Source organism: Erythrobacter sp., from assembly GCF_030066995.1.
In the GTDB taxonomy this organism is placed as follows: Bacteria; Pseudomonadota; Alphaproteobacteria; order Sphingomonadales; family Sphingomonadaceae; genus Erythrobacter.
On the sequence record NZ_JASJAP010000003.1, the window covers coordinates 122,373 to 145,239 of the forward strand.

General features: G+C 58.6%; 16 protein-coding genes. 8 read left to right on the top strand and 8 right to left on the bottom strand.

Annotated features, from left to right (window positions below; all coding sequences use genetic code 11):
- Positions 1-68 precede the first annotated feature (68 nt).
- Both QNI87_RS09145 and QNI87_RS09150 read left to right on the top strand, forming a co-directional pair.
- Complete coding sequence (locus QNI87_RS09145; RefSeq protein ID WP_300595907.1) at positions 69-1,442, top strand: pectate lyase; 1,374 nt, start codon at positions 69-71, stop codon at positions 1,440-1,442.
- Complete coding sequence (locus QNI87_RS09150; protein WP_300595908.1) at positions 1,439-2,650, top strand: glycosyltransferase family 4 protein; 1,212 nt, start codon at positions 1,439-1,441, stop codon at positions 2,648-2,650. Before QNI87_RS09145 ends, QNI87_RS09150 begins: the two co-directional genes overlap by 4 nt.
- Here the strand turns inward: QNI87_RS09150 and QNI87_RS09155 are convergent.
- From QNI87_RS09155 to QNI87_RS09170, 4 genes are all read right to left on the bottom strand, one after another.
- A complete protein-coding gene (locus QNI87_RS09155; protein WP_300595909.1) occupies positions 2,647-3,885 on the bottom strand; it encodes an outer membrane beta-barrel protein in 1,239 nt (412 codons plus the stop codon). The genes QNI87_RS09150 and QNI87_RS09155 overlap by 4 nt on opposite strands.
- Positions 3,885-4,460, bottom strand: a complete 576-nt coding sequence (locus QNI87_RS09160) for a polysaccharide biosynthesis/export family protein (RefSeq protein WP_300595910.1) — start codon at positions 4,458-4,460, stop codon at positions 3,885-3,887. Before QNI87_RS09160 ends, QNI87_RS09155 begins: the two co-directional genes overlap by 1 nt.
- A 155-nt stretch (positions 4,461-4,615) precedes the next feature.
- Positions 4,616-5,854, bottom strand: a complete 1,239-nt coding sequence (locus QNI87_RS09165) for a DegT/DnrJ/EryC1/StrS family aminotransferase (RefSeq protein ID WP_300595911.1) — start codon at positions 5,852-5,854, stop codon at positions 4,616-4,618.
- Positions 5,855-5,861: 7 nt separating this feature from the next.
- A complete protein-coding gene (locus QNI87_RS09170; protein WP_300595912.1) occupies positions 5,862-7,988 on the bottom strand; it encodes a polysaccharide biosynthesis protein in 2,127 nt (708 codons plus the stop codon).
- Positions 7,989-8,334: 346 nt separating this feature from the next.
- Between QNI87_RS09170 and QNI87_RS09175 the strand changes: the two genes are divergently transcribed.
- The 4 genes from QNI87_RS09175 to QNI87_RS09190 all read left to right on the top strand — a co-directional run bounded on the left by QNI87_RS09175 (position 8,335) and on the right by QNI87_RS09190 (position 12,068).
- Positions 8,335-9,531: a glycosyltransferase family 4 protein gene (locus QNI87_RS09175; RefSeq protein ID WP_300596098.1), complete on the top strand. Its 1,197-nt coding sequence runs from the start codon at positions 8,335-8,337 to the stop codon at positions 9,529-9,531.
- 4 nt (positions 9,532-9,535) lie between these two features.
- A complete protein-coding gene (locus tag QNI87_RS09180; RefSeq protein WP_300595914.1) occupies positions 9,536-10,435 on the top strand; it encodes a formyltransferase family protein in 900 nt (299 codons plus the stop codon).
- Between the two features lie 2 nt (positions 10,436-10,437).
- Positions 10,438-11,121 (top strand): PIG-L deacetylase family protein, encoded by a 684-nt coding sequence (locus tag QNI87_RS09185; protein ID WP_300595915.1) that lies wholly within the window; start codon positions 10,438-10,440, stop codon positions 11,119-11,121.
- Positions 11,122-11,363: 242 nt separating this feature from the next.
- The gene (locus QNI87_RS09190; RefSeq protein ID WP_300595916.1) at positions 11,364-12,068 is read left to right on the top strand and encodes a response regulator transcription factor; all 705 of its coding nucleotides are present in this window, start codon (positions 11,364-11,366) and stop codon (positions 12,066-12,068) included.
- Positions 12,069-12,435: 367 nt separating this feature from the next.
- On the opposite strand, the gene QNI87_RS09195 is transcribed toward QNI87_RS09190, so the two are convergent.
- Positions 12,436-12,945 (bottom strand): PilZ domain-containing protein, encoded by a 510-nt coding sequence (locus QNI87_RS09195; protein WP_300595917.1) that lies wholly within the window; start codon positions 12,943-12,945, stop codon positions 12,436-12,438.
- Positions 12,946-13,442: 497 nt separating this feature from the next.
- Here QNI87_RS09195 and QNI87_RS09200 point away from each other — a divergent pair, with 497 nt between their 5' ends.
- Both QNI87_RS09200 and QNI87_RS09205 read left to right on the top strand, forming a co-directional pair.
- Positions 13,443-15,038 carry an alkaline phosphatase D family protein gene (locus QNI87_RS09200; protein WP_300595918.1) on the top strand — a complete coding sequence of 532 codons (1,596 nt, stop codon included), beginning with the start codon at positions 13,443-13,445 and terminating at the stop codon, positions 15,036-15,038.
- A gap of 113 nt (positions 15,039-15,151) precedes the next feature.
- Positions 15,152-18,451 carry a glycosyl hydrolase gene (locus tag QNI87_RS09205; protein WP_300595919.1) on the top strand — a complete coding sequence of 1,100 codons (3,300 nt, stop codon included), beginning with the start codon at positions 15,152-15,154 and terminating at the stop codon, positions 18,449-18,451.
- Between the two features lie 106 nt (positions 18,452-18,557).
- Here the strand turns inward: QNI87_RS09205 and QNI87_RS09210 are convergent, their stop codons facing one another.
- Genes QNI87_RS09210 through zwf form a run of 3 tightly spaced genes read right to left on the bottom strand, consistent with a single transcriptional unit; the run spans position 18,558 to position 22,802 of the window.
- Positions 18,558-19,541 carry a glucokinase gene (locus QNI87_RS09210; RefSeq protein WP_300595920.1) on the bottom strand — a complete coding sequence of 328 codons (984 nt, stop codon included), beginning with the start codon at positions 19,539-19,541 and terminating at the stop codon, positions 18,558-18,560.
- Positions 19,542-19,546: 5 nt separating this feature from the next.
- Positions 19,547-21,355 carry a phosphogluconate dehydratase gene (gene edd, locus QNI87_RS09215; RefSeq protein WP_300595921.1) on the bottom strand — a complete coding sequence of 603 codons (1,809 nt, stop codon included), beginning with the start codon at positions 21,353-21,355 and terminating at the stop codon, positions 19,547-19,549.
- The gene (gene zwf / locus QNI87_RS09220; RefSeq protein ID WP_300595922.1) at positions 21,348-22,802 is read right to left on the bottom strand and encodes a glucose-6-phosphate dehydrogenase; all 1,455 of its coding nucleotides are present in this window, start codon (positions 22,800-22,802) and stop codon (positions 21,348-21,350) included. Before zwf ends, edd begins: the two co-directional genes overlap by 8 nt.
- Positions 22,803-22,867: the final 65 nt, after the last annotated feature.

The window sequence follows — 22,867 nt, forward strand, 5'->3', positions numbered from 1 at the left end:
TTTGATGTCGATTCATGTGTCTCGCTGCATCGGCGCTGTTCTTATCGCACTCCAAAGAGGCCGGAAGCATGAGGAAAAGCGTTACAAGGACGGTTTCGGCGACTGCGATGTCGCTATTGCTGAGCTCAAGCCTTGCTGTCCCGCAATGCACTGAAGAAGTGATTGCGCAGTCGCCAGGCGATGCGAAGCCAATACCGGGACATAAAGCCTTTCCGGTGGCGGTTGGTCACGGCGCGGGCGCTCAGGGAGGCCAAGGCGGCGAAATAATATACGTCACCAATCGCGATAACTCCGGTCCCGGTTCGCTCCGCAACTGCCTTGTTGCGACTGGAAAGCGCGTGTGCGTCTTTCGAATTGGGGGAGTCTTCCGCTTCACCACTGAGCCTCCCATAATCAAGAATCCCTATCTCACGATTGCTGGCCAGACCGCTCCGGGGGGCGGCGTCTTAATCACGCACTCGGGCGGCGTCTTTGCGCACACTCCCATCGTGATCAAAAACACGCACGATGTTATTGTGCGTCATGTGCGTGTGCGTCTGGACCGCCTGAGCGCTAATCGCGAAAGCGACGACGCCTTCACGATCGAGAACAGCACCGACGTCATTCTCGATCATGTCAGCGGAAGTTGGGCGAGCGATGAGTTGGTCAATGGCTATGGTGATAACGATCGCATTACGATCAGCAACTCTATTTTCGCCTATGGCATCCCCCGACATGACAAATGCGCACTGCTTGGTAGCGACCCCATAGATCGTCAAAATGTGAGCTTTGTCGGCAATCTGTGCGCTCACAACGGCGATCGCAATCCGGACATCAATTTCCCACCGGGATCGTGCATCGAAGTGGTCAACAATGTGCTGTACAACGCCCAATCTGAGTTTGCGGAGGTTTGGGAGAGCTATGGCGGAACCCCGGTCGCTATTGCGGGGAACACCTTCGTGAAAGGCCCGGATTCAAGCGTCCGCTCGCAAGGCGTCACTCGGATTCGAACCGGTTCGCGCGGCAAGGCGCGGATTTATCTCTGGGATAACCAGTTTGTGGGAACATTCAATCACGTGACGAAATCGGCAAAAGCCGTCCTGATAGAAAAGCCGGACTGTCCGATGACGGTAACGCCTGTCGCGGCTGAAAAGGCGTATGAAAGTGTCCTCGAAACCGCCGGGGCGTGGCCACGCGATGCGATCGATGAGCGTGTGGTCCGCGACGTCCGAGACCGGAGCGGTCGGATCGTGAACGAGCCCGGATCCCTCCCTGCGATTGCGGCGGGCAAGGCCTATGATGACGCGGACGAGGACGGCATGGATGATAATTGGGAAATCGCGCACGGAGCCGATCCGCGGGTGACCGATATGTGGGAAGATGCCGATGCAAACGGTATCTCGAACTTCGAGGAGTTCCTTTCCTTTCGCGAAGTCGCCTTGCGCGGGGGCGCAGGGGCGTGAAGGCGTTCGATCTAGCTACCGCTATCGCCGCGTCAGAGCGAGGCGCTGAGCAGTCTCAGCCAGCCACGATCTGCTACCCTTTCGCTGGCGATAGCGTGGGCGGCAGCCACTTATCCCTTTTTGGTCTCCTAAAGAATCTCGATCCCGCCCGATATCGTGTGCTGATCGTTCCCGAGGATACCACTGGCAAGATCGCCGACCTATTCTCCGCGTTCGAGCAGTGCGAGGACCCTGGCAAGCCGCGCGTCGCCTTCACGCCCGGGGAGAAATTTAGCGTAGCGAATTTCATGCGAACCTTTGCTGGATTGCCTGCAAGAATTCGCTTCCTTCGTGAGAATGACGTTCGCTTGGTTCATACAAACGATGGGCGGACCCACGCGTCCTGGGCGCTTGCGGCTCGTCTCGCGGGCATCCCTTTAATCTGGCACCACAGAGCCGATCCCAAGGCGCTGGGTCTTCGTCTCTTAGCGCCCTTACTGGCCAGCAAAGTTCTTACCGTATCGAGTTTTTCTCTCCCAAAGGGTCGATTTTGGAGCGCCGCGCATAAAGCGCAGGTTGTCTTCAGCCCTTTTGATACCTCAAGCACTGCAAACCGGGCCGAGGCACGTGAGAGGGTGCTAAAGCTTGCCGGGCTTCCAAGCGATTCCCTTCTCCTCGGTTACTTCGGCAGCTTCATCCCTCGAAAGAGACCGTTTCTCTTCGTTGATGTGATCGCAGAGCTTCGCGCACGGCTTGACCGACCGGTCTATGGCCTGATGTTTGGCGAGGCGGTTGTGCCCGAAATGGACGCCGCATTACGGGAGCATATAAGGACAACGGGCATGGAAGACGCGGTTCGGCTCATGGGATTTTGCTCACCTGGCCACGAATGGATCGCAAGTTGCGACCAGCTTATCGTGCCGGCGTTCGGCGAACCTCTCGGCCGGACACTCGTGGAAGCGATGCTGGTGAAAACGCCCGTGGTGGCGACGCGCTCCGGTGGTAACGAAGAGGCGCTTGCCGATGACTGCGGAGTGCTTGTCGAACCGGAAAGCGCGAGGGCATTGGCCAATGGGGTAGAGGCTGTTTTGTCCGAGCCGCAAAAGACTCAGTCGATGCTAGACCACGCTGCTCGCTCCGCAAGAGAGCGGTTTAGCGAGGCACGCCATGTGTCGACAGTAGTCGAGGTCTACGAAGACCTCCTCAATGGGGGTTCGACAGACCGCTAGAAGCGGAAACGCGCTCCCAGGCTTGCTTGAAACCTGTCGAACACTTGCGTGGGGTCGTCACTCGTTCGGTCAGAGACCTGGACCTCGGCGACGAACGATAGCCCTCTGCCGGCAAGAAACTCCAGCGCCGCGTTTGAGCGCAGAATTCTCTCATCGATGCCACTCCCGACAAAGCGGTTCCGGATCCATCGACCGCCAGCGCGGGCGTAAAGGTTATGCCGAACTTCGAATTGTCCCGTCAACGAAACCCGAGTGTCCGTGCGGGCGATCGCACCTTGGCGAAAGGTCGCCACGTCACCATTGAACGCTTCAAAGATCAAAGCTGTTCGGCGCGTTGGAAGGTAGGTGAGCGAGACGTCGGCGGAGAACCCTGTCCGTGCATCCAGCGTCGGATCATTTGGTTCAAAGCGGAATAGACCAAGCCGGGCTCGGCCCGTCAGGCGTTCACTTTCAACGAAACTCAGCCCCACTTGGCCACCATAGGTTGTTGCATCCCTATCCGGATTGACCAGGGTGCCTTCAAGTCTGAAGTCTCTATAGTTAACGAACCCGGTTACAGTGGCGTAGACTGGACCGCTGACCCTGTACCCTGCGGTCGCGCGGCCTGCGAAGGTTTCGAAGTCTCGATCATCGTCGATCGGCGATATGGCATCCAAGTTATCGTAGCCCGCTTCAAGAGCGACGAGAAGGCGGCCACCTGCGCGCCGATAGCTCACGTTCGCGAAAGTGCTATCAACGAGCCGAGGCCCTGGCCCCGCAATGTCGCGCGCTTCGGGATCACCACGGTCCTCTTTTATTCGAGCGTAGCCGGCGCCGACGTTCAGACGGCTGCTTACACTCGGACTGTAAGAGAAATCTCCGCTGACACCGTATGTGTCCGAATCTTCACTCGTGAAGTCGGCAAATCGTGAGAATTCGCCGTAACCCTCAAGAGTGAAGCCGATATTCCTGTCGCCGAGGCGTGCGACCATCTCCGGGCGCACGATGAATTCGACATCCTCGATTTCAGCGCCGTCCGGATTGGCGATAACGTTGTCGTCATAAACGGTGGTGGCGACGATTTGCGGTGAGAGTCGAAACGGGCCCACCGTCAGCGGATCGGGCTCATACTCCGGGTCTTCTCCCGCGACGAGAGGCGCGATGCTCGTCTGCGCAAGAGCACCTGTCGGGGAGCACGCGAGCGCCCCAAACGCGAGGGCCGCGCCGATGTGGGGGCGAACTTTTATTATGCGCATCAGAACCAGCGCTCATAGACGCGGATACGATCACCTGGAAGGATGACGCTGTCCTCTGTGGCGACCGCCGTGGTTGGCTGATCATTAACGATCCGGGTGACGGCGACCTCATCGGTTCGCGCACGGTAAGTGTAGCCACCAGCCATCGAAACCGCCGCGAAAACGGTCAAGCCCTGGCGAAACGCATACTCGCCTGGTCGTCGAACCTCACCCATGATGTAGATCGGTCGCAGCTCGAGAGGCTGAACCGTTACATTCGGGTTTTTCAAAACATCGGCCGCAACCAATTGCGCGGCTATCGCTCTTTGCATCTCGACATAAGACAGCCCGGCGGCATCGACCCGGTCTACAAGGGGAAGCGAGACAGAGCCCGTTTCATCAATGATGTATTCGCCCGACATCGTATCGAGATCCTGAACCACGATGCTGACCTTATCGCCCGGCGCAAGCTTCACCTCTACGGCCCCCGTGCTTTCGAGCGGGGGAAGGTCGCCCATCCCGGTCGAGCATCCTCCCGTGACAGCAAGGCAAGTCGCAGCCGCAAGAACTGCAAAACGTCTATGGAACGTGATCATGGGTGTCCCCCCTTCGTCATGTCTACTCTAATGAGCCGAGGTCGCTCGGCAAGATACACAAGCTCTATTTGGTCAGATCGTCCGCCGACTCCCTGTCCTGTGTTGCACCATGGGGCTATGGCCGGACAAGAATCGGAGACCACTTCGCATCACTTTCATGAGCCGCTCGAATACCGGTTCACGATGTCGGCTAGACGGCGCCCGACATAGGCGGTCTGTTCGGCAGAAAGGGTGTGATCGACCTGAAACATGATTGTTTCCCTTGCGAGACGGCGGGCGTTCGGCAGATCGCCATCGCGCCTGACATCCATCGCATCAAAGGCCGCCTCTCGGCTCATGTCAGGGCATGCGCCGCTACCGCAGGTAATGCCTTCAGCCATCAGGGCCGCGATTATGTCTGGGCGAGAAACGCTTGTGGGGAGGCGCTCGAGATCAAGGCGCGCGTAGGCCTTGTAATAGGCATGACGAGCGGGATCGGGAAGGCGCATCGGCCTTACGGCTTGTGCTTTGCACGCTTCAGTAAGGAGAGCCTCTGCGTTTTTTTGACGGCGAGCGACCCAGCGATCCAGTTTTGCCAGCTGCTTTCGTCCGATCGCAGCCTGCATTTCGGTCATTCGGAAGTTGCTGCCGAACTCGTCATGCAGGTAGCGGAACTCACCGGGTGCCGAGAGCGAAGGTTCGCGCAGGCGGACCGGATCCTTGCCATGATCCTTGTAGGCCCAGGCCGCGCGCCATACCTTTTCGTCTCGCACAGTCAGCATTCCGCCTTCGCCACCGGTCGACATGATCTTGTCCGTGCAGAAGGAAAAGGAGCCAGCATCACCGAAAGAACCGACCCGCTGGCCATCAAAGCTTGCGCCATGGGCTTGAGCGCAATCTTCGATCAGGCGAAGATCGTTCTTTGCTGCAATCTCGCACAGTCGTTTCATGTCGCAAGGTTGGCCCGCGAGATGGACGCAGACAATTGCCCGTGTTTCTTTTCCAATCAGGCGCTCGACCGAGGCAGGGTCGATATTCTGAGTGTCGACTTCAACATCAGCAAAAACTGGCAACGCGCCGACAGCGACCACCGCGCTGGTCGTGGCAAAGAAGCTGCGCGCCGGGACGATCACTTCGTCGCCCGGGCCGATCCCAAGGGCTCGAAGGGCTAATTCGATCGATACGGTCCCGTTGCTGACCGCAATTGCGAAGGGGGTACCGATATAGCTGGCGAATTCGGCCTCAAACGCACGGTTCTGGGTGCCGTGAACCAACGCGTTTACCTTGCCAGACTCAAGCACCTTGGTTACGGCCTCTATCTCGTCGCTCTCGTGTCTTGGCCAGAGCGAGGCCGTCGAAAGAGCAGGGTTGGGTTCGATGGTCCGCCCGGGCTCGGCTGTGTCCGTGATCTGCATAATGAAATCAGACTTCCTCAACTGTGCGAAACTTGCGGCCCCAGATATTCTTCGAGTTCGCCACGAAACCGGCAAGCGTAGGGGAAGTGCTCGGTAGGCTCGTCAGGTGATGCGTAATGCGCCGGACATCACCGTCGTTTCCTTTCTCGATCTCAATTCCGATTTCTTCGATTGCACGTGTGATGAGCGGCAGTGGAATGGGGTGCGACTGGGCCTCAAAAATGCCAGGAATCGACGACGGCTCTTGCACTTCGCAACTGTCGAACAACTCCTCATAGAGTTTCTCACCCGGTCGCAGACCTGTGAATTTGATCTCCATATCCACGTCCGGCTCAAAGCCGTGGAGACGGATCATGCGCTTGGCGAGATCAACGATTTTGACCGGTTCCCCCATGTCGAGCACCATAATGCGACCGCGGGGTGTGCCGTCCTGGAGCGCGCGCGAGCTGCTTTCGAGGATAAGCTGAACCGACTCGCGCACCGTCATGAAGAACCGCTTTATCTCGGGGTGAGTGACGGTCAGCGGACCACCGGCCAGCAACTGACTCTTGAACAGAGGCACTACCGAGCCCGACGAGCCTAGAACGTTGCCAAAACGCGTGGTCATAAAGCGCGGAGCGTCCGGATCATCGACCCCGCAAAGATCGAGCGACTGGGCGTATAATTCGCCTACGCGTTTGCTCGCCCCCATGATGCCGACGGGGTTAACAGCTTTGTCTGTGCTGACTTGGACCATCGCTCGAGCGCCGAACTCGCATACGGCGTCCGCTACGTTCTTCGTTCCGATCACATTGGTGAAAGCCGCAGCGCAAGGGTTTGCCTCGGCGATAGGAACATGCTTGATCGCTGCGGCGTGATACACGATCGCGGGTTGTTGGCGTTCGAACACGCGTCTGATTTCATCGAAATTGCGCACGTCGCAAAGCGCGATGCCGAGCGGCAATTCGGGATGGGCCTCTCTGATCTGGCGTTCAATCGTGTAGAGGTTGAACTCACTATGGTCCAACAAGACGAGCTTGCCCGGCTTGAAGTTTGCGAGCTGTCTGGCCAGTTCGCCCCCAATGGTCCCGCCGGCGCCGGTCACGAGGATCGTCTCCCCGGCGACCTGCTGCGAGATAGCAGCTTCGCGCAATTCGAACTCTCGCCTTCCAAGCAGTTCAGTCGTCGAGAGCTTATCCAATCCGGACCGGGCAGGGCGTCCGAGCAGATGGCCCCAGTCATCCCCGACGCGGACAATCTTGATTCCCAGATCGCGCGTTCGGCGAGTGATCGAGGCGATGTCGCGGGGGCTTAAGTTGACAGCGTCGTCGCACAGAATGATCGTGTCGGGGCGACGGTCGCGCTCCTCAAGAGCAAGAACTGCGGACAGAAGATTTTCGGGAAATCCAAGAACCGGAACGCCCCGAACTTGCGAAATCGGACCATCCGCCTCGGGAAGAAGAACTCCCACCACACCGATCGATGTGTTTCTATCGGAGCGGGTTATCCGGATCACCGATTCGACCCAGTCCGCCCGACCGACCAGTACCACCTTTTCCCTGTTGGCGAGGTCGACGGGGGTAGTGTCGCGGCTCAGCGAAAAGAAAGGAAGCCGAACCGCTGCGCGACGAGACAGCCGCATCACCTGCATGATCAGGAAGGAGAGACAGAAGTGCAGAATTGCGAGAAGGGTGAATTGGGACTGATCGAACGTCTCCGTCATAAACCAGATCGCACCCCATAGTGCGCCGAGCACTATCGCGATATTCAGTCCCAACACGAAGCAATCCGACAGCGACGTAAAGCGCCAGTTGCGTCGATAGAGCCCGCTCAGGAACAGGAGCGCAACGGCGACGCCGCACGCTCCGATGACGAACAAGGGGAGGCTGATCAGCTCAGAGCGGGTCTCGACTCTCTCCTGGAGCAAGGGGAGCAGCAGGAACAACGCACCGGCAATAGCCGCGAAGTCGAGCGTCATCACACCGGCAAGACGGATGAACTTCTTCCATTGGAACGCAGGTACAATCCCAAGGCGCGCGGCGAGGAAGCGCGACAGCCGAGTGAGGCGACCCGAACGATCGACTACATAGTCTTCGGTCTCCTCAGTGGCGGCTGTTGCGCCGTTGTCTGCGGTGTCCGTGATAGCCTGCACCATCGCTTAGTCTTTTCCCCCTGGATTGAGCGGAACTCTGCGAACTTCGAGGGGGGATACCTTGCGCCAGCACTAAGTGCACTTGCGCATCAAGGCATTAGCCTAAAGGGCTTACTTCTGGGTAACGCTCTCCAAGTGGGGAGGCGATGGCTCAAAAGGATATCACCGCCGGTCTCCTAAAGGGGGGGCGTTTTCCAACCTCTCAACTGCGGCATTATCCATGTTTGCTGATGTGCATCTTTTGCCTATTCGACCGAATACAATTTTCATTTTGACGCCAGACAGGGCACTGCTGCAACGTGATGTATCGAACAAGCACGCGATGGGGTGGAGACCGACCTTGAAAGTAATGGTGCTCTCAAGTCTGGCGTTTTCCTTGATCAATTTTCGAGGCAGACTGCTGGAGGAAATGCGCAAGGCCGGGCACGATGTTGTCGCCGTCGCGCCCGACGATGATCCAAAGGTTCGCGCTAAACTCGATTCGATCGGCGTCGGCTTCCGAACAGTGCCGATGGCTCGAACTGGTACAAACGCGTTCGCCGACCTCAGGACCATTTGGGCTTACGTCAGACTGTTTCGTGAAGAGAAGCCTGACGCCGTTGTCGCCTACACGCAGAAACCGATCATCTATGGTGGCCTTGCGAGCCGCATTTGTGGTGTGAAGCGATATTATGCTCTTATGTCGGGCCTCGGCTATTTGTTCAGCGAAGCCGCGTCAGGGCGGCGGCTGCTGAAGTCTGTGTTTTGCCGTTTGTATCGTTCGGGGTTGCGGCGCGCGGACAAGATATTCGTCTTCAACTCGGACGACCGTGCGGACATGATCGAAGCCGCAATAGTGGATCAATCCTCCCCGGTGGTCGAAGTCCCCGGCTCCGGCGTCGATCTTGAGAGGTTTGTATTCGCCGACCTTCCCCAAGGCCCAATGCACTTTTTGATGATTGGCCGACTTATGCGTGACAAGGGGGTGTGGGAATACGCCGAGGCGGCGGCCATGATTGCCTCCGAGAATCCGGGGGTCCGCTTTAGCCTGATTGGCCGTCCAGAGCCCAGCAATCCCACGGGCTTGGGCGAATCCGACCTGAAGAGGCTCCAGAGAGAATTTCCGGTCGAACTGATTCCCGAAACCGATGATGTGCCTGGCTTTCTTGCAACAGGCCACGCGTTCGTGCTTCCGACCTATTATCGCGAGGGGCTCCCTCGGACCATACTTGAAGCTCTTGCTGTCGGGCGCGCGATCATCACCACCGATACTCCGGGTTGCCGCGACGCGGTTACGGATGGTCATAACGGGTTTCTGGTGCCGCCTCGAGACGCAAAGAGTCTGGCCAATGCGATGGGTAAACTGGTTGCAGATGCGGAGCTGACCAAACAGATGAGTCTGCGTTCTCGTCACCTCGCCGAGACGGTCTACGATGTGCGAAAGGTCAACGCCTTCCTGTTGAAGGAGATGGGGCTGGATCGCGACAATTCAGCTCGCAACCAGGCAGTCGCAAATGAAAGCGCGGTGGCAAAGTCCCGGCCCAGCCGCGCCCAAGGGGCCGTGTGAAGCCATGAGGGTTGCACTCGTCGGAGCGGTCGAGAGCTCATTGTGCGCCTTGCGCGCGATGATCGAAGCCGGGTGCCCCCCGTGCCTGGTGGCAACCCTGAACGAAGAGTTGTCTCGGCGGCATTCCGACTTCGTGGCGCTTGCGCCCATTGCAGAGCAACATGGTGTCCCGGTGGTCCATGTCAGGAACATCAACGAGCCCGATGCGATTGAGGCCGTCAGGCAAGCGGCGCCCGACTACATTTTCGTGGTTGGCTGGTCGCAGATATGCGGCGATGAATTCATGCAACTCACCCCCGGACGGGTGATTGGTTACCACCCAGCGCCTCTGCCTCGGATGCGGGGGAGGGCGGTCTTGCCATGGACCATCCTGAATGATGAGAAGATTACAGGGGCGACCTTGTTCTGGATGGACGGCGGGGTCGACACCGGCGATATCCTGGAACAGCGCTTTTTCCATGTCGCGCCGCGAGAGACGGCGCGCACGCTTTATGACAAGCACATGGAGGCGCTCAGTTCGATGGTTCGCGCCTCGCTTGTCTCGCTTGCATCCAGCGCTCCGCCGAGGGAAATCCAGGACGAGGCCTGCGCGACTTTTGCAGCGCGGAGACGGCCCGAGGATGGGCAAATCAACTGGAATTCCTCTGCCAGGGACATTGATCGACTCATCAGAGCGGTATCAAAGCCGTATCCGGGCGCCTACACAGTGCTGAATGGCAAACGACTAACCATCTGGTCCGCGCACTACGTCAACGAGCATGACCATCACGGTGTCGCTGGACAGGTGGTCGAAGTGTCGGAGAAAGGGTTTAATGTGATCACTGGCGAGGGGCTGCTGATTGTCGAGGAGTGGGAGAGCGACGAGATCGCGTCAGTTCGCAATCACCCGGTCCTTGGACGCTAGATATGAGCGGCCTCACCCATCTTGGCACATCGCTCATTGTCGCCCCGCACCCCGATGATGAAGTTCTCGGGTGTGGGGGGACCATCGCGCGTCTCGCTGATGCCGGGCAGGACGTTCACGTCGCGATTGTGACTCGTGGATACGAGCCCGCCTTCTCGGATGAATTGGTGCAGACGGTGCGCGCGGAACTTGTCGAGGCGCATAGGATATTGGGCGTTACCAAGTGTCATTTCCTCGATTTACCCGCGGCTGCCCTCGATACGCTGCCGGGTTCGGAGCTGAACGCGGCGATCGGGGGGCTGGTGCAAGAGGTGTCGCCCGACACTCTGTTTCTGCCGTTTGTCGGGGACATTCATCGAGATCATCAGTTGATTTTCACGGCCGGCTTAGTGGCTGCGCGGCCGAGAAGTCTCAAGGTACCCCAACGGATCTATGCTTATGAGACGCTTTCGGAGACCAATTGGGCCGCTCCGGGTGTAACCGAGACCTTCGCGCCGAACGTTTTTTTCGACATCGGAGCAACCCTGGATCGCAAGCTCAAGGCGTTCGCATGCTTTAAAAGTCAGGTTAAGGACTTCCCCGATGAGAGGTCTCTCAAGACCATCGAAGCTCTTGCAACGCTAAGGGGTTCAACCGTTTATCGTTCTTCGGCCGAAGGCTTCATACTGCTACGCGAAACTACCTAAGGCTCGATTCCGCAACGCAACACTTTAATTGCGAAGTGTCCAGCTTTTGGACTCGACGAATCGTGGCCGTTGCAGTTAATCTTCTGATCTAACATAGCACGAAAGTACGAAGGTTCGTTGGATGGAATGGGCGGCGCAGAATCGCCTAACGTCTAACGGCACATAACTTCTGGGTCGTAGGCGAACCGCTCAAAGGGGGGACTGTGCAAATGAATACTCGATCATCCGTGTCAATTGCTATCGTGAGCGATAACGCTCTCGCACGGGAAGGATTACGGCGTATTCTCGAAGGTGATGAATTCACCGTTGTGGAATCACACGCATCAAGTTGCGCTCTAGCCAGTTTGGAGGAGCGGGTTGGCAATCCTGAGATCGTCATCCTTGATGTTGGCGATGACGAAGAAATCTGCGCCGAGGTCGAAGCTTCGCAGCGCTCATTGCCGAGTTCCAAGATTGTTGTGCTCAGCAATGATTTCAACTTCGATCTAATGTTCGAAGCGTTCAAGAGTGGCGTAGACGCTTACATCGTTAAGCGGATCGATTGCGAGGCCCTGATTGGTTCTCTGCGTCTGGTTCATCTGGGCGAAAAAGTCATGCCCAGTGAACTGGCCAAGGGTTTCCCTTCGCGTTGGTCGGGCAAGATGGCCCCCTCCATGTCGGAGCGCGAAGTGGTTTCGCTTTTGTCCGAAAGAGAGATCGAGACGCTGCGCTTCCTTATCCTGGGCTCACCCAACAAGGTGATTGCGGGCCATCTGGATATCAGTGAGGCTACGGTCAAAGTTCATGTCAAAGCCATTCTGCGCAAGCTGGGAGCTCAGAACCGCACGCAGGCCGCTATCTGGGCCGTCAAAAACGGGATAGAGCTAAAACAGGCGGAGCTGATCGCTGCGAACGGAGCGGACGATGCAAGTCCGGATGTTGCGCCTGAGGTGGTGGCCGCGAGCTGATCGCTTGCTTAGGGTGGTTCGCCTCAGTGGAGAACCTGCTCCTAGAGGCGGAATACCGATTGCAAGGCGAGGGTCCGTTCCCCTCTCCCACTGGTCTCCCTTGCGCCGGTTTCTTCTGGGTGCGCCCGTAGTGGTGAGTATGGGGCGGGCCTGCATCCACGCCGACTTCGTAGGTGACGAGCGTGACCAGGGCGGTCGGCTAGCCGACAAGGTAACAAGGGTAACACGCCTAGAGTTTGGTGGTGAACCTCTCGCTTACGTGTTCCCTTGTCACGTTCGTGTCGTCTAGATCAGGGCAAAACCTGGTTCTTCAGCCGACGGGCCAATGAGAACACGACTGTCCAAGCTTGGTTACCCAACGCACAGGCTAGTCTTCGCGGACGACCATTGCGCTGATCAGCCCTTCCGGCGACTTGCGGAAGCCGAGCAGCCGAAAACCGACGGCGCCTCTGGTTCGTTCGAACTCAACGCCCCAGGCAGCAATCTCTTCCAGCGACGGATTAACTCCTATCGGGACTTCTTCGACCTTCGTCTCGCTGGTCGGAGCGCCAGGCATTGCGCGAGATTTGAGCAGCGCGGCGCTGACGGCTGCTTTGGAAACAGGAGTCAAGAACTCGCATCCGTAGGAATTATCTTTACTCCAAACTACGCTCGCTTCCGTTACACCGACGAAGGGTAATTCGACAATGAGGGTTTCCCCTTGTTCAAGCGCGCTCGTCGTCTCCAGCCTCAGCCCAGTCTCCGACAGGTCATGGATCAGCGCCCGGCCCGCTTCGGATGTGGTGCTTACAGACGTAGTGAGTTGAACAGTGCGCCGCACCGAGCCTCGCTGTCTCCCCAGAATCTGAGCGTTAAGTGGCTGGCGTTGCGCGGCCATGCGACGACTTTACTCCTGCCATATAATGCGCCCCGATCCTGGTCCGCTTAATTCGGCCAAAGTCAGCGCGTAAAGGAAGTCCGTCGCTATTCTCGCACGAGTCATCAGCATTCCCCCGATTCATCCCCAGTCTCGCCCTTCAACATTGGAGATTTAGCCACCCTGCCTAACTTGTAGGCGTCATGGTTAGTGAAAGAAAGAAATGCTGCAAGGTTTCCGCCGACCTTGCGCAATTTTCTCTCTTTCATGGCGCGGAATCGGTTCGGTTGTATCGTTATTGTTTCCGAAGAGCACTTGACGCCGAGACTTACGGACGGCTTGACAACGGATTGCTATCGCGCGCTGGACTTACCGACATCGGTCTAGGATAGGATCGTACGCGGGCGACGCCATGCAAGAAAACACGCGATCCGATCGAGACGCGATCTCATAATCCATTAGGCTGCACCAAACGTGGCTCATACGCCGCATTACCCTGGGCAAGAGGACACAACTGGATGAAAGACATTCGCTCAAAGCGGCTCGAGTGGAACCGCCGCTATGCACTCAAGACCATTGGATCCTCGGCCATCGCTGGATTGTCGTTGTTCTCGAGCGCGCGTGCGATCGCCTACCCTCTGTTTAGCCGGTACCCGTTTCAGTTGGGGATCGCCTCCGGAGAACCCACGCCCGACGGTTTCGTTATCTGGACCCGGCTCGCGCCCGACCCTTTCGAGATCGGCTATGGCATGCCGGCGGCACCCGTCGAGGTAACCTGGCAGGTGTCGAGCGATGAGCGAATGCAGGAAATCGTTGCCAGCGGTGAAGCGATCGCGCGGCCAGAGCTTGGTCATGCCGTTCACGTTGAGGTCGCCGGCCTCGAACCAAACCGACCCTACTGGTATCGTTTCGCGTCCGGGCGCGAGCGCAGCGGCGTTGGGCGCAGCCGCACCACGCCGGCCATCGGACAACCGATAGAGCGCGTTCGCTTCGCCGTCGCTGGATGCCAGAATTACGAAGATGGCTACTACACCGCTCACCGCTATCTATCGGATGAGGACGCGGATTTCGTGTTCTGCTACGGCGACTACATTTATGAGTATCGCGGCCGGCGTATTCGAAACTCTCGCGAAGGCCCGACCGAGATCGTCCGGTCCCATGTGGGACAAGAGATCTATTCAATTGAGGACTATCGACGCCGCTACGCGCAGTACAAGATGGACGTCGATCTGCAGGCCGCCCACGCCAGCGCTCCATGGTTTGTAGTGTGGGATGATCATGAGATTGACAACAATTGGGTAACTGATCGGGATCAGGACGAGACGCCATTGTCGGCTTTCCGTCTTCGCCAGCAAATGGCGATGCAGGCTTATTACGAGCATATGCCGTTGCGCGCATCGTCGATGCCGCTCGGCAATTCGATGCAGATTTTCCGGCAGGCGCGCTATGGTGATTTGATCGACCTCAACTTGCTGGATACCCGTCAGTATCGCACCAATCAGCCCTGTGATGATGGATGGGGCGTCGTGTGCGACGGGATTTACGATAGAGGTGCGCAGGTCCTGGGGCCGACGCAAGAGCGTTGGCTTCGTGAAAAGCTTGGCCGGTCTGAGAGCCATTGGCAGGTGTTGGCGCAGCAAGTCATGATGATGGACCTCGATCGTATGCCGGGGCCGGAGCGAACCGAAAATCTGGACAGCTGGGCCGGCTATCGCACGCCGCGAACGCGCATGTTGGAAACGATCAGAGACCTGCAGCTCGACAGCGTGATCGTCCTCACCGGGGATGAGCATCAGAACTACGCTGGCGAACTGCACATTGATGGCAAGCGGCCAGAGGCGAGACCGCTCGCGACCGAATTTGTTGCAACCTCGATTTCCTCGCGCGGGGATGGAGAGGATCAGTCCCCACAGACGGCGGCCATTCAGGCGGAAAATGAATGCTTGAAATGGTTCAATTCGCAGCGCGGCTATGTGATGTGCGATGTAACGCGCGATCGTTGGATGACCGAGTTCAAGACGCTCGACCGGGTGACTCAGAAGGGCGGACAGTTGCGCACCCGCAAGCGAATGGCTGTCGAGCATGGCGCGCCGGGGTCGCTTGCAGAAATCTGATCTGGGCGCTCGGGTTCGCCTCCCCACGCGCGTTCGATGAACGCCAATTGCCAAATTCTTCTTTGTCCCTAAGGTTCGATGCTGATGTCTGCGGGCAGGGGAGGAGTCCAGTCATGTTCGGTTGGCCGAAACGTTTGGGTATGGCTTTGGTGGCGGGCGCGCTTGCGTTAGGGCTTGGGCTCGTAGCACCAGCGACAGCGCAATCGGACGATGACGAAAAAGCAAGCGCTTTGTCTTCCTTGCCATTGCGCCTGATCGGGCCGGCCTATCCATCGGGGCGTGTGTCGGACTTTGCGTTTTTCTCTGGTGGGCACCACCACTACCTCGTCGCTACAGCGTCGGGTGGATTGTGGGTCACCGAAAACGCGGGGGCGACCTGGACGCCGCTTTTCGATCGCGAGGGCTCCTACGCGATAGGTGTGGTCGAGATCGCACCGTCGGATGAGAAAACCATATGGGTGGGTACGGGCGAGAACAACGCCCAGCGTTCGGTTGCCTTCGGTGACGGTGTCTACAAATCGACCGATGGTGGCAAGACGTGGACTAATATGGGCCTGAAGGAATCGGGCCATATCAGCCAGATCTGGATTGATCCCAAGGATGCAAACACAGTGCTTGTCGCGGCGCAGGGGCCTTTATGGTCCGAAGGTGGCGATCGGGGCCTTTACAAGACGACCGACGGCGGCGCGAACTGGGAACGCGTTCTCGAAATTGATGAGCACACGGGGATCAATGAGTTCGTGGTCCATCCTGACGATCCTGATCTGATCGTTGCTTCATCCTATCAGCGCCGTCGGCACGTATGGGTGTTAATCAACGGAGGCCCGGGGTCCGGCATCCATCGCACAACTGACGGTGGCGAAAACTGGACGAAGATCTCGGCTGGCCTGCCGAGCGACGATATGGGGCGTATTGGCCTCGCCATGGCCCCCTCCAATGCCGACATTGTCTATGCAATCATCGAGGGGCAGCCAGAGGAACAGGGCGTCTACCGGTCTAGCGACTTCGGACAAAGCTGGGAGAAACGCTCCGAGCACAAGACCACCAGCCCGCAATATTACAACGAGATTGTGGTCGATCCCAAGGATGCGGACACGCTGTATTCGCTGGACACATTCTCAAAGCGGTCAAGCGACGGTGGCAAGACTTTCACAGACCTAAGTAACGCCGCGCGTCATGTCGACGACCATGCCCTTTGGATCGATGAGGCCAACACCAAGCACCTGATCATGGGCGGCGATGGTGGCGTTTATGAAAGCTGGGACGGCGGGCAGCGCTGGCGTCACGTCGACAACCTGCCGATCGTGCAGTTCTACCGCATCCAGCCTGACAACGCAGAACCGTTCTACAATGTGTGCGGGGGAACGCAGGACAACAACTCGTTGTGCGGTCCATCGCGCACCACTGTCGTGCATGGCATCACGAATTCGGACTGGCATATCGTGCTCGGCGGCGATGGCTATAAGCCGCAGATCGACCCTCGCGATCCCAACATTGTCTACACTCAATACCAGTATGGTGGTCTCGCACGCTATGACCGGCGCACGCAGGAGCGCGTCTTTCTTACCCCTCAGCCAGAGCCGGGCGAACCCGCATACAAATGGAACTGGAACACGCCGATCCTGATCAGCCCCCACAACCCGGATCGCATCTATTACGCAGCTGAGTACCTTTTTGCCTCGAATGATCGCGGCAATACGTGGGAAAAGATCAGTCCAGACCTCACCCGGCAAATTGATCGCAACGCGCTGCCGGTGATGGGCCGGGTGTGGAGCGTCGACGCCATCGCGAAGAACGATTCAACATCGATCTTTGGCGCCGCGATTTCGATCAGCGAAAGCCCGCTCGCCCAAGGCCTCATCTATGTCGGGACCGATGACGGTGTGATCTCGGTTACAGAAGATAACGGCGCCACCTGGCGACGCAGCGAAATGGTTCGCGGTGTGCCCGACATGACATTGGTTGAAGACATCGTAACGTCGCAGCACTCGCCGGACGTCGCTTACGCGGTGTTCGATAATCACAAGCGCGGCGACTACAAACCCTATGTCTTCCTTACAGCCGACCGGGGTCGGTCGTGGCAGCCAATCATGGGTGACTTGCCGCCGCGCGGCGCGGCGCATACGATTGCCGAGGATCACGTGGATCCGGATTTGCTGTTTGTCGGGACTGAAGACGGTCTTTTCTACACACAGGATCGCGGTGGCAGTTGGAGCCGGTTGAAAGCGAACCTTCCGACCATCGCGGTGCGTGATCTGGAGATCCAGCGGCGCGAGAACGATCTGGTGGTCGGCACCTTCGGGCGCTCGATCTACATCCTTGATGACTACACCCCGCTGCGCACGGATGCCGAAAGTGTGGCAAATGAAGAGGCGACCTTGTTCGAGGTGCGCGATCCCTGGCTTTATGTTGAAGGCGATTTGTGGGGCGGTGGAAGCGCGCAGGCTTTCAACGGGGATGATTTCTGGTTTGCGGAAAACCCGCCCTTTGGCGCGGTGTTCACATATGCGTTGCGCGATGGGCTCGAAACCCGTGCGCAAACCCGCCGCAAGGGTGAGCGCAAGATCGAAAAAGAGGGCGGGGACACTCCGTATCCGTCGTGGGACGCGCTGCGCGCGGAGGATCGAGAGGATCCGCCGGCCATTGTCTTCACCATCACGGATGCCAGCGGAAACGTGGTGCGCCGCATGACGGCGCCGCACACACCCGGCCTCCACCGCGTCGCCTGGAATCTGCGCTACGCCGCGCCCGACCCTGTGACGCTCGAAAGCCCTCCGCGCTCAATTTTCGATGGCGAGGCCGATGGACCACTCGTGCTTCCCGGCGACTACACGGTGACTATGGGCAAGCGGATCAACGGCGTGGTGACTCAGCTTTCGAGCCCGCAGACTTTCACCGTTAAGGAACTCGATAACAGTCCGGAACTGAGCGAGGATCGCGCCGTCACTCTGGCCTTCCAGCAGGAAACCGCAGATCTTGCGCGCGCTGTGTCGGCAGTGGGTGTGGTCGGCGCTGAGCTGCAGAACCGCGTGAACCACATCAAGGTGGCGATCGAGGCGCTGAGCGAGCCGAACGACGCGCAGCGTGCCGATGCGCAAGCGATCGAGAGCCTGCTCGATGACGCTCGCGAAGCGATATACGGTGACAACACGGTGGCGAGCCGCAACGAGCCGGTGCCGTTCTCCATCGCACAACGCGTGGGACAAATTCGTGGGTGGGGATGGTCGCATCAATCGCCGGTGACGAGCTCTGACAAACGAGCGCTTGAGATCGCCAAGGCCGAGTTTTCAGCGGTGCTCGCGCAAATGCGCGATATCGAGTTGCGTCTCGAGGCGCTGGAACGCGAACTGGGCACCAAAGGCGCCCCTTATACGCCTGGCAGCGGCTTGCCTGTCTGGCCGCTGCCGCTCTGAGTCTGTAGGAAGAAGGATCGGCTAGGGCCTCGATCCGCTGACGAGGTCAGCGCTGGGATGTGTAAAAGGGTCTCAGCGACGAATAGCTGCGCGCTTTGTCGAGACTCTATCTCTGGGACGCGCGCGCGTAGGCAACCGCCGCTCCGACAAGTCCCGGTTCAGCAAGCGTTACGAGTTTTACAGGCAGACCTTCCATATGTGGTGTGAAACGTCCCTTGTCCGTGAAACGGGAATGGAAATTCGACGCGGGCAATGCTGCGCGTAGCCGCGAACCCAGGCCTCCCGCGATCACCACGCCTCGGGCTCCGTGCACCAGCGCGATATCGCCGGTCACCGATCCGAGCGCGTCGCAAAATCGGCCAATCGATTTCGCGGCCAAGGGGTCCTCTCCGGTCAGCCCAGTCCTCCAAATCTCGATTTCCTCTTTGCGTGGTGCCGCCAGTCCCTCGAGTTCGCAGAGCACTTCATAGTACTCAGCGATAGCGGGACCGCACAGCGCGCGCTCCGTCGAAACCCGGCCGAAGTGAGCCTTCAATCGTTCGTACAAGGCGCGCTCGAACCTATCCACCGGGGCAAAACTGGCGTGACCGCCTTCGGTTGATTGGACGAGGGCTCTTCCGTCTCGCTCGCGGTGGAAGTGGGCTACACCAAGTCCCGTCCCAGGGCCAACGACGCTGACTGTTCCAAACCTGGGTAAGTCCCCCGATGGACCTGCCAAGTGCAGAAACTGATCGCTGGCGGCTTGCGATACGGCGTGGGCCACCGCTTCGAAATCGTTAACGACATGGCAGCGTTCGAAGTCGAACTCATTTTTGAGGTGTTTGCGATGGAGCGTCCATTGATTGTTCGTGAAGGGTATGACGTCGCCTTCGACCAGGCCGGCCATCGCGATGGATGCAGCGCGGGGCAACGCATCGCCAAGACCGGACCGATAGGCCGAAAAAGCGTCTTCGAGCGCGCGGTAATCGCGTGTCTTGAGCGTCCGCACTTTGCCCAATGTGATCGCGCCATCCGGTTCAAAGGTCGCGATTCCAAAGCGCGCGTGCGTACCACCGATATCAACGGCGACGATCTGCCTCGAAACCTCCACCGGGTTCAGAGGCCGGCGCTGGCGAGCATGGCCGAAGCTCCGCTTTCGGCGCTATCGACGTGGGTTTGCATTATTCGGAACAATTCTCTGCCAACGCCCAGTTCGGGCTCGGGGGCGATCGCCGGTTCTCGACTGGCAAGGTCGGCCGCCGTCGAGAGCGTTCCCGTAGCGCCGCACACCTTGACAATGTCCCCATCCCTCAGCCGGCTTAAAGGGCCGCCCCCCAGCGCTTCGGGCGTAGTGTGGATTGCCGCCGGCACCTTTCCGCTCGCGCCCGACATGCGTCCATCGGTAACGAGTGCCACATGGTGGCCGCGATCCTGCAAGAGGCCAAGGGTTGGCGTGAGCGCGTGCAATTCCGGCATACCATTCGCTCGGGGGCCTTGGAAACGGATCACGACAACCGCGTCACGATCAAGCTCTCCGGCCTTAAAGGCTTCTTTTACAGCAGCTTGCGTCTCGAAAACGCGGGCTGGAGCTTCGACCGTGAGCCGGTCGGCCGGCACCGCCGATGTCTTGAAACACGCGCGGCCCAGATTCCCGGTGAGCAGGCGTATGCCGCCATCGCTCTGAAACGGATCGCCGACCGGACGCAGCATTGTATCGTCGCTTGATGGGCCGACATCTTGCCACGTCAGATCGCCTTTTTCGGTGAGGACGGGCGCGCGCGAATAGGTCTCAAACCCACTCTCCCAGATTGTGAGAATGTCGCCATGGGCCAGCCCTGCATCAAGCAGTTCGGCGACGATAAAACCCATCCCGCCAGCATCGTGAAACTGGTTTACGTCGCCGGAACCATTGGGATAAACCCTTGCCATTAGCGGAACGACGCTCGACAATTCAGCAATGTCGTTCCAGTCGAGCGAGATGCCAGCAGCCCGTGCGATTGCCGGCAGGTGAATGGCGTGATTGGTGGAGCCGCCGGTGGCCAACAAGCCAATCACCGCGTTCACAATTGCCTTCTCATCGACGACCTGCGCCAGGGAGCGTTCGCGCGTTTCGGAGAGTTGTGCGAGCCGGTGCACCGCCGCCCGGTCGAGCGCCTGTCGCAGTTTCGTACCGGGCGATATGAACGCGGCCCCTGGCACGTGCAGACCCATCATCTCCATCAGCATCTGGTTGGAATTGGCCGTCCCGTAGAAGGTGCAGGTTCCGGGTGAGTGGTAGCTCTTGAGTTCGCTTTCGAGCAGCTTTTCTCGGCCGACCGCACCAGCGGCGTATTGCTGGCGGGTTTCCTGCTTCTGCTTGTTCGAGATGCCTGAAGGCATTGGACCGGAGGGAACAAAGACGGCGGGAAGGTGGCCGAACCGAAGCGCGCCGATCAGCAGGCCCGGCACGATCTTGTCGCAGATTCCAAGACAAGCGACGCTGTCATACATCTGATGACTGAGCGCCACGCCGGTCGACAAAGCGATAGCGTCGCGGCTGAAGAGCGAGAGCTCCATCCCGTCTTCGCCTTGCGTCACGCCGTCGCACATCGCTGGTGTTCCTCCTGCGACTTGCGCAGTTGCACCGACTTCGCGGGCGTAGACCTTCAGGCGATCCGGATAACGGCCATAGGGTTGATGCGCCGAAAGCATGTCGTTGTACGCGGTAACAACGCCGATATTGGGACCGCGACGGTCTTTCATCGCCTCTTGATCCTCAAGCGCTCCGGCAAAAGCGTGAGCGAGGTTCGAACACGCTATTTCCGTGTGCTCAGGCGAGCGGTCGGCTTCGCGCCGCATCAAATCGAGATAGGCGTTTCGGCGAGGCTTGGAGCGCTCGATAATCCGATCGGTCACCTTGCGAAGGATTGGATTGAGATCATTCATGCCAGCTCACTCCATCGCGTTCGGCCAAGGCGATCGATGCGCTCGGCCCCCAACTGCCCGCTGTGTAGGTCTTCGGCGTAACCCCGTGACGCTGCCATTCCGCCCGGATAGCATCGATCCAGTGCCATTGCGCTTCAACTTCGTCGCGGCGCACAAACAGGGTCTGGTCACCTTTTACAAGGTCCAGGAGCAGGCGTTCATAGGCGATCCTGCGATGCGCTTCGGAAAAGGCATCGGGCATCGCGATAGCGAGCGGCACTTCCCGTAGCGCCAGCCCCTCTTCATCGAGCCCCGGAACTTTGGCCATGAGAGAAAGCGTTATGTTCTCTTCAGGCTGGATACCGATCAGCAGATGGTTGGGCCGCATAACAGGGCTTTGTCCCGAGCCGTTTACGGTGAAGATGGAATGCGGCACATCGGCAAATCGGACGAGGATTTCTGTCACGCGTTCAGGAAGGCGTTTTCCGGTGCGAAGGTAGAACGGAACGCCTTTCCAACGCCAATTGTCCAGATGCGCCTTGATCGCTACGAAAGTCTCGGTGGATGAAGCCTTTCCAAGCTCCTCATCATAGCCGAGCACGGCCGCCCCGGCGATGGCGCCCGCGCGGTACTGGCCGGTAACAGTCTCGCTTGCATTGGCAGGACGAAGCGCGCGAAGGACTTTTACCTTTTCGTCTCGAACGGCGGTTGCATCAAAGCTGGTTGGCGGTTCCATCGCCACCAGACTCAGAAGCTGGAGCATGTGGTTTTGCACCATGTCCCGTAGCGCGCCCGCGTCATCGTAGAAGCCAACCCGTCCTTCGAGACCAACTGTTTCGGCCACGGTGATCTGGACATGGCTGATGTATTTCGAATTCCAGATCGGCTCAAAAAGGATATTGGCGAAGCGCAGAGCGAGCAGGTTCTGCACCGTTTCCTTGCCAAGATAGTGGTCGATTCGAAAAATCCGGTCTTCCGGAAATGCGCTCGCGACCGCGTCGTTTATGGCGCAGCTTGAAGTCAGATCGTTTCCCAGCGGCTTTTCAAGACCAATGCGAACGGTCTCTCCGGTGAGACCAGCGTGCTCAAGACCCGTGATGGTCGGACCGAACAGGCTTGGCGCGGTGGAGAGGAAAATTGCAAGGCCGTGATCGGGTGCACCAACAATTTCTGCGAGATTGGCGAAGCCTCCAAGCGTGGTGGCGTCGAGCGGCTGATAGGTTAACCGTCCCAGGAACCGACCTATCTGCGCGCGCCTATCGTTGGGAAGATGCTCTTCAAGAGCTGCTTTGGCAAAGGCGCGATAGGCCTCATCATCGTGTCCGCTTCGAGCGGTGGCAATGATCTGAAGGTTTTCCGGTAGCAGATCGTCGGCATCAAGAGCGCAAAGCGAGGGCAGTAGTTTGCGACGGGCAAGGTCTCCCGTGGCCCCGAACAAGAGCAGTCGATCGGCTGTGAACTCGCTCATGCATCAGCCCCTTTGTTCAGCTCTGGCCTGCGCTATCCAGCAAAAGAGCTAAAGCGGCCTTGGCC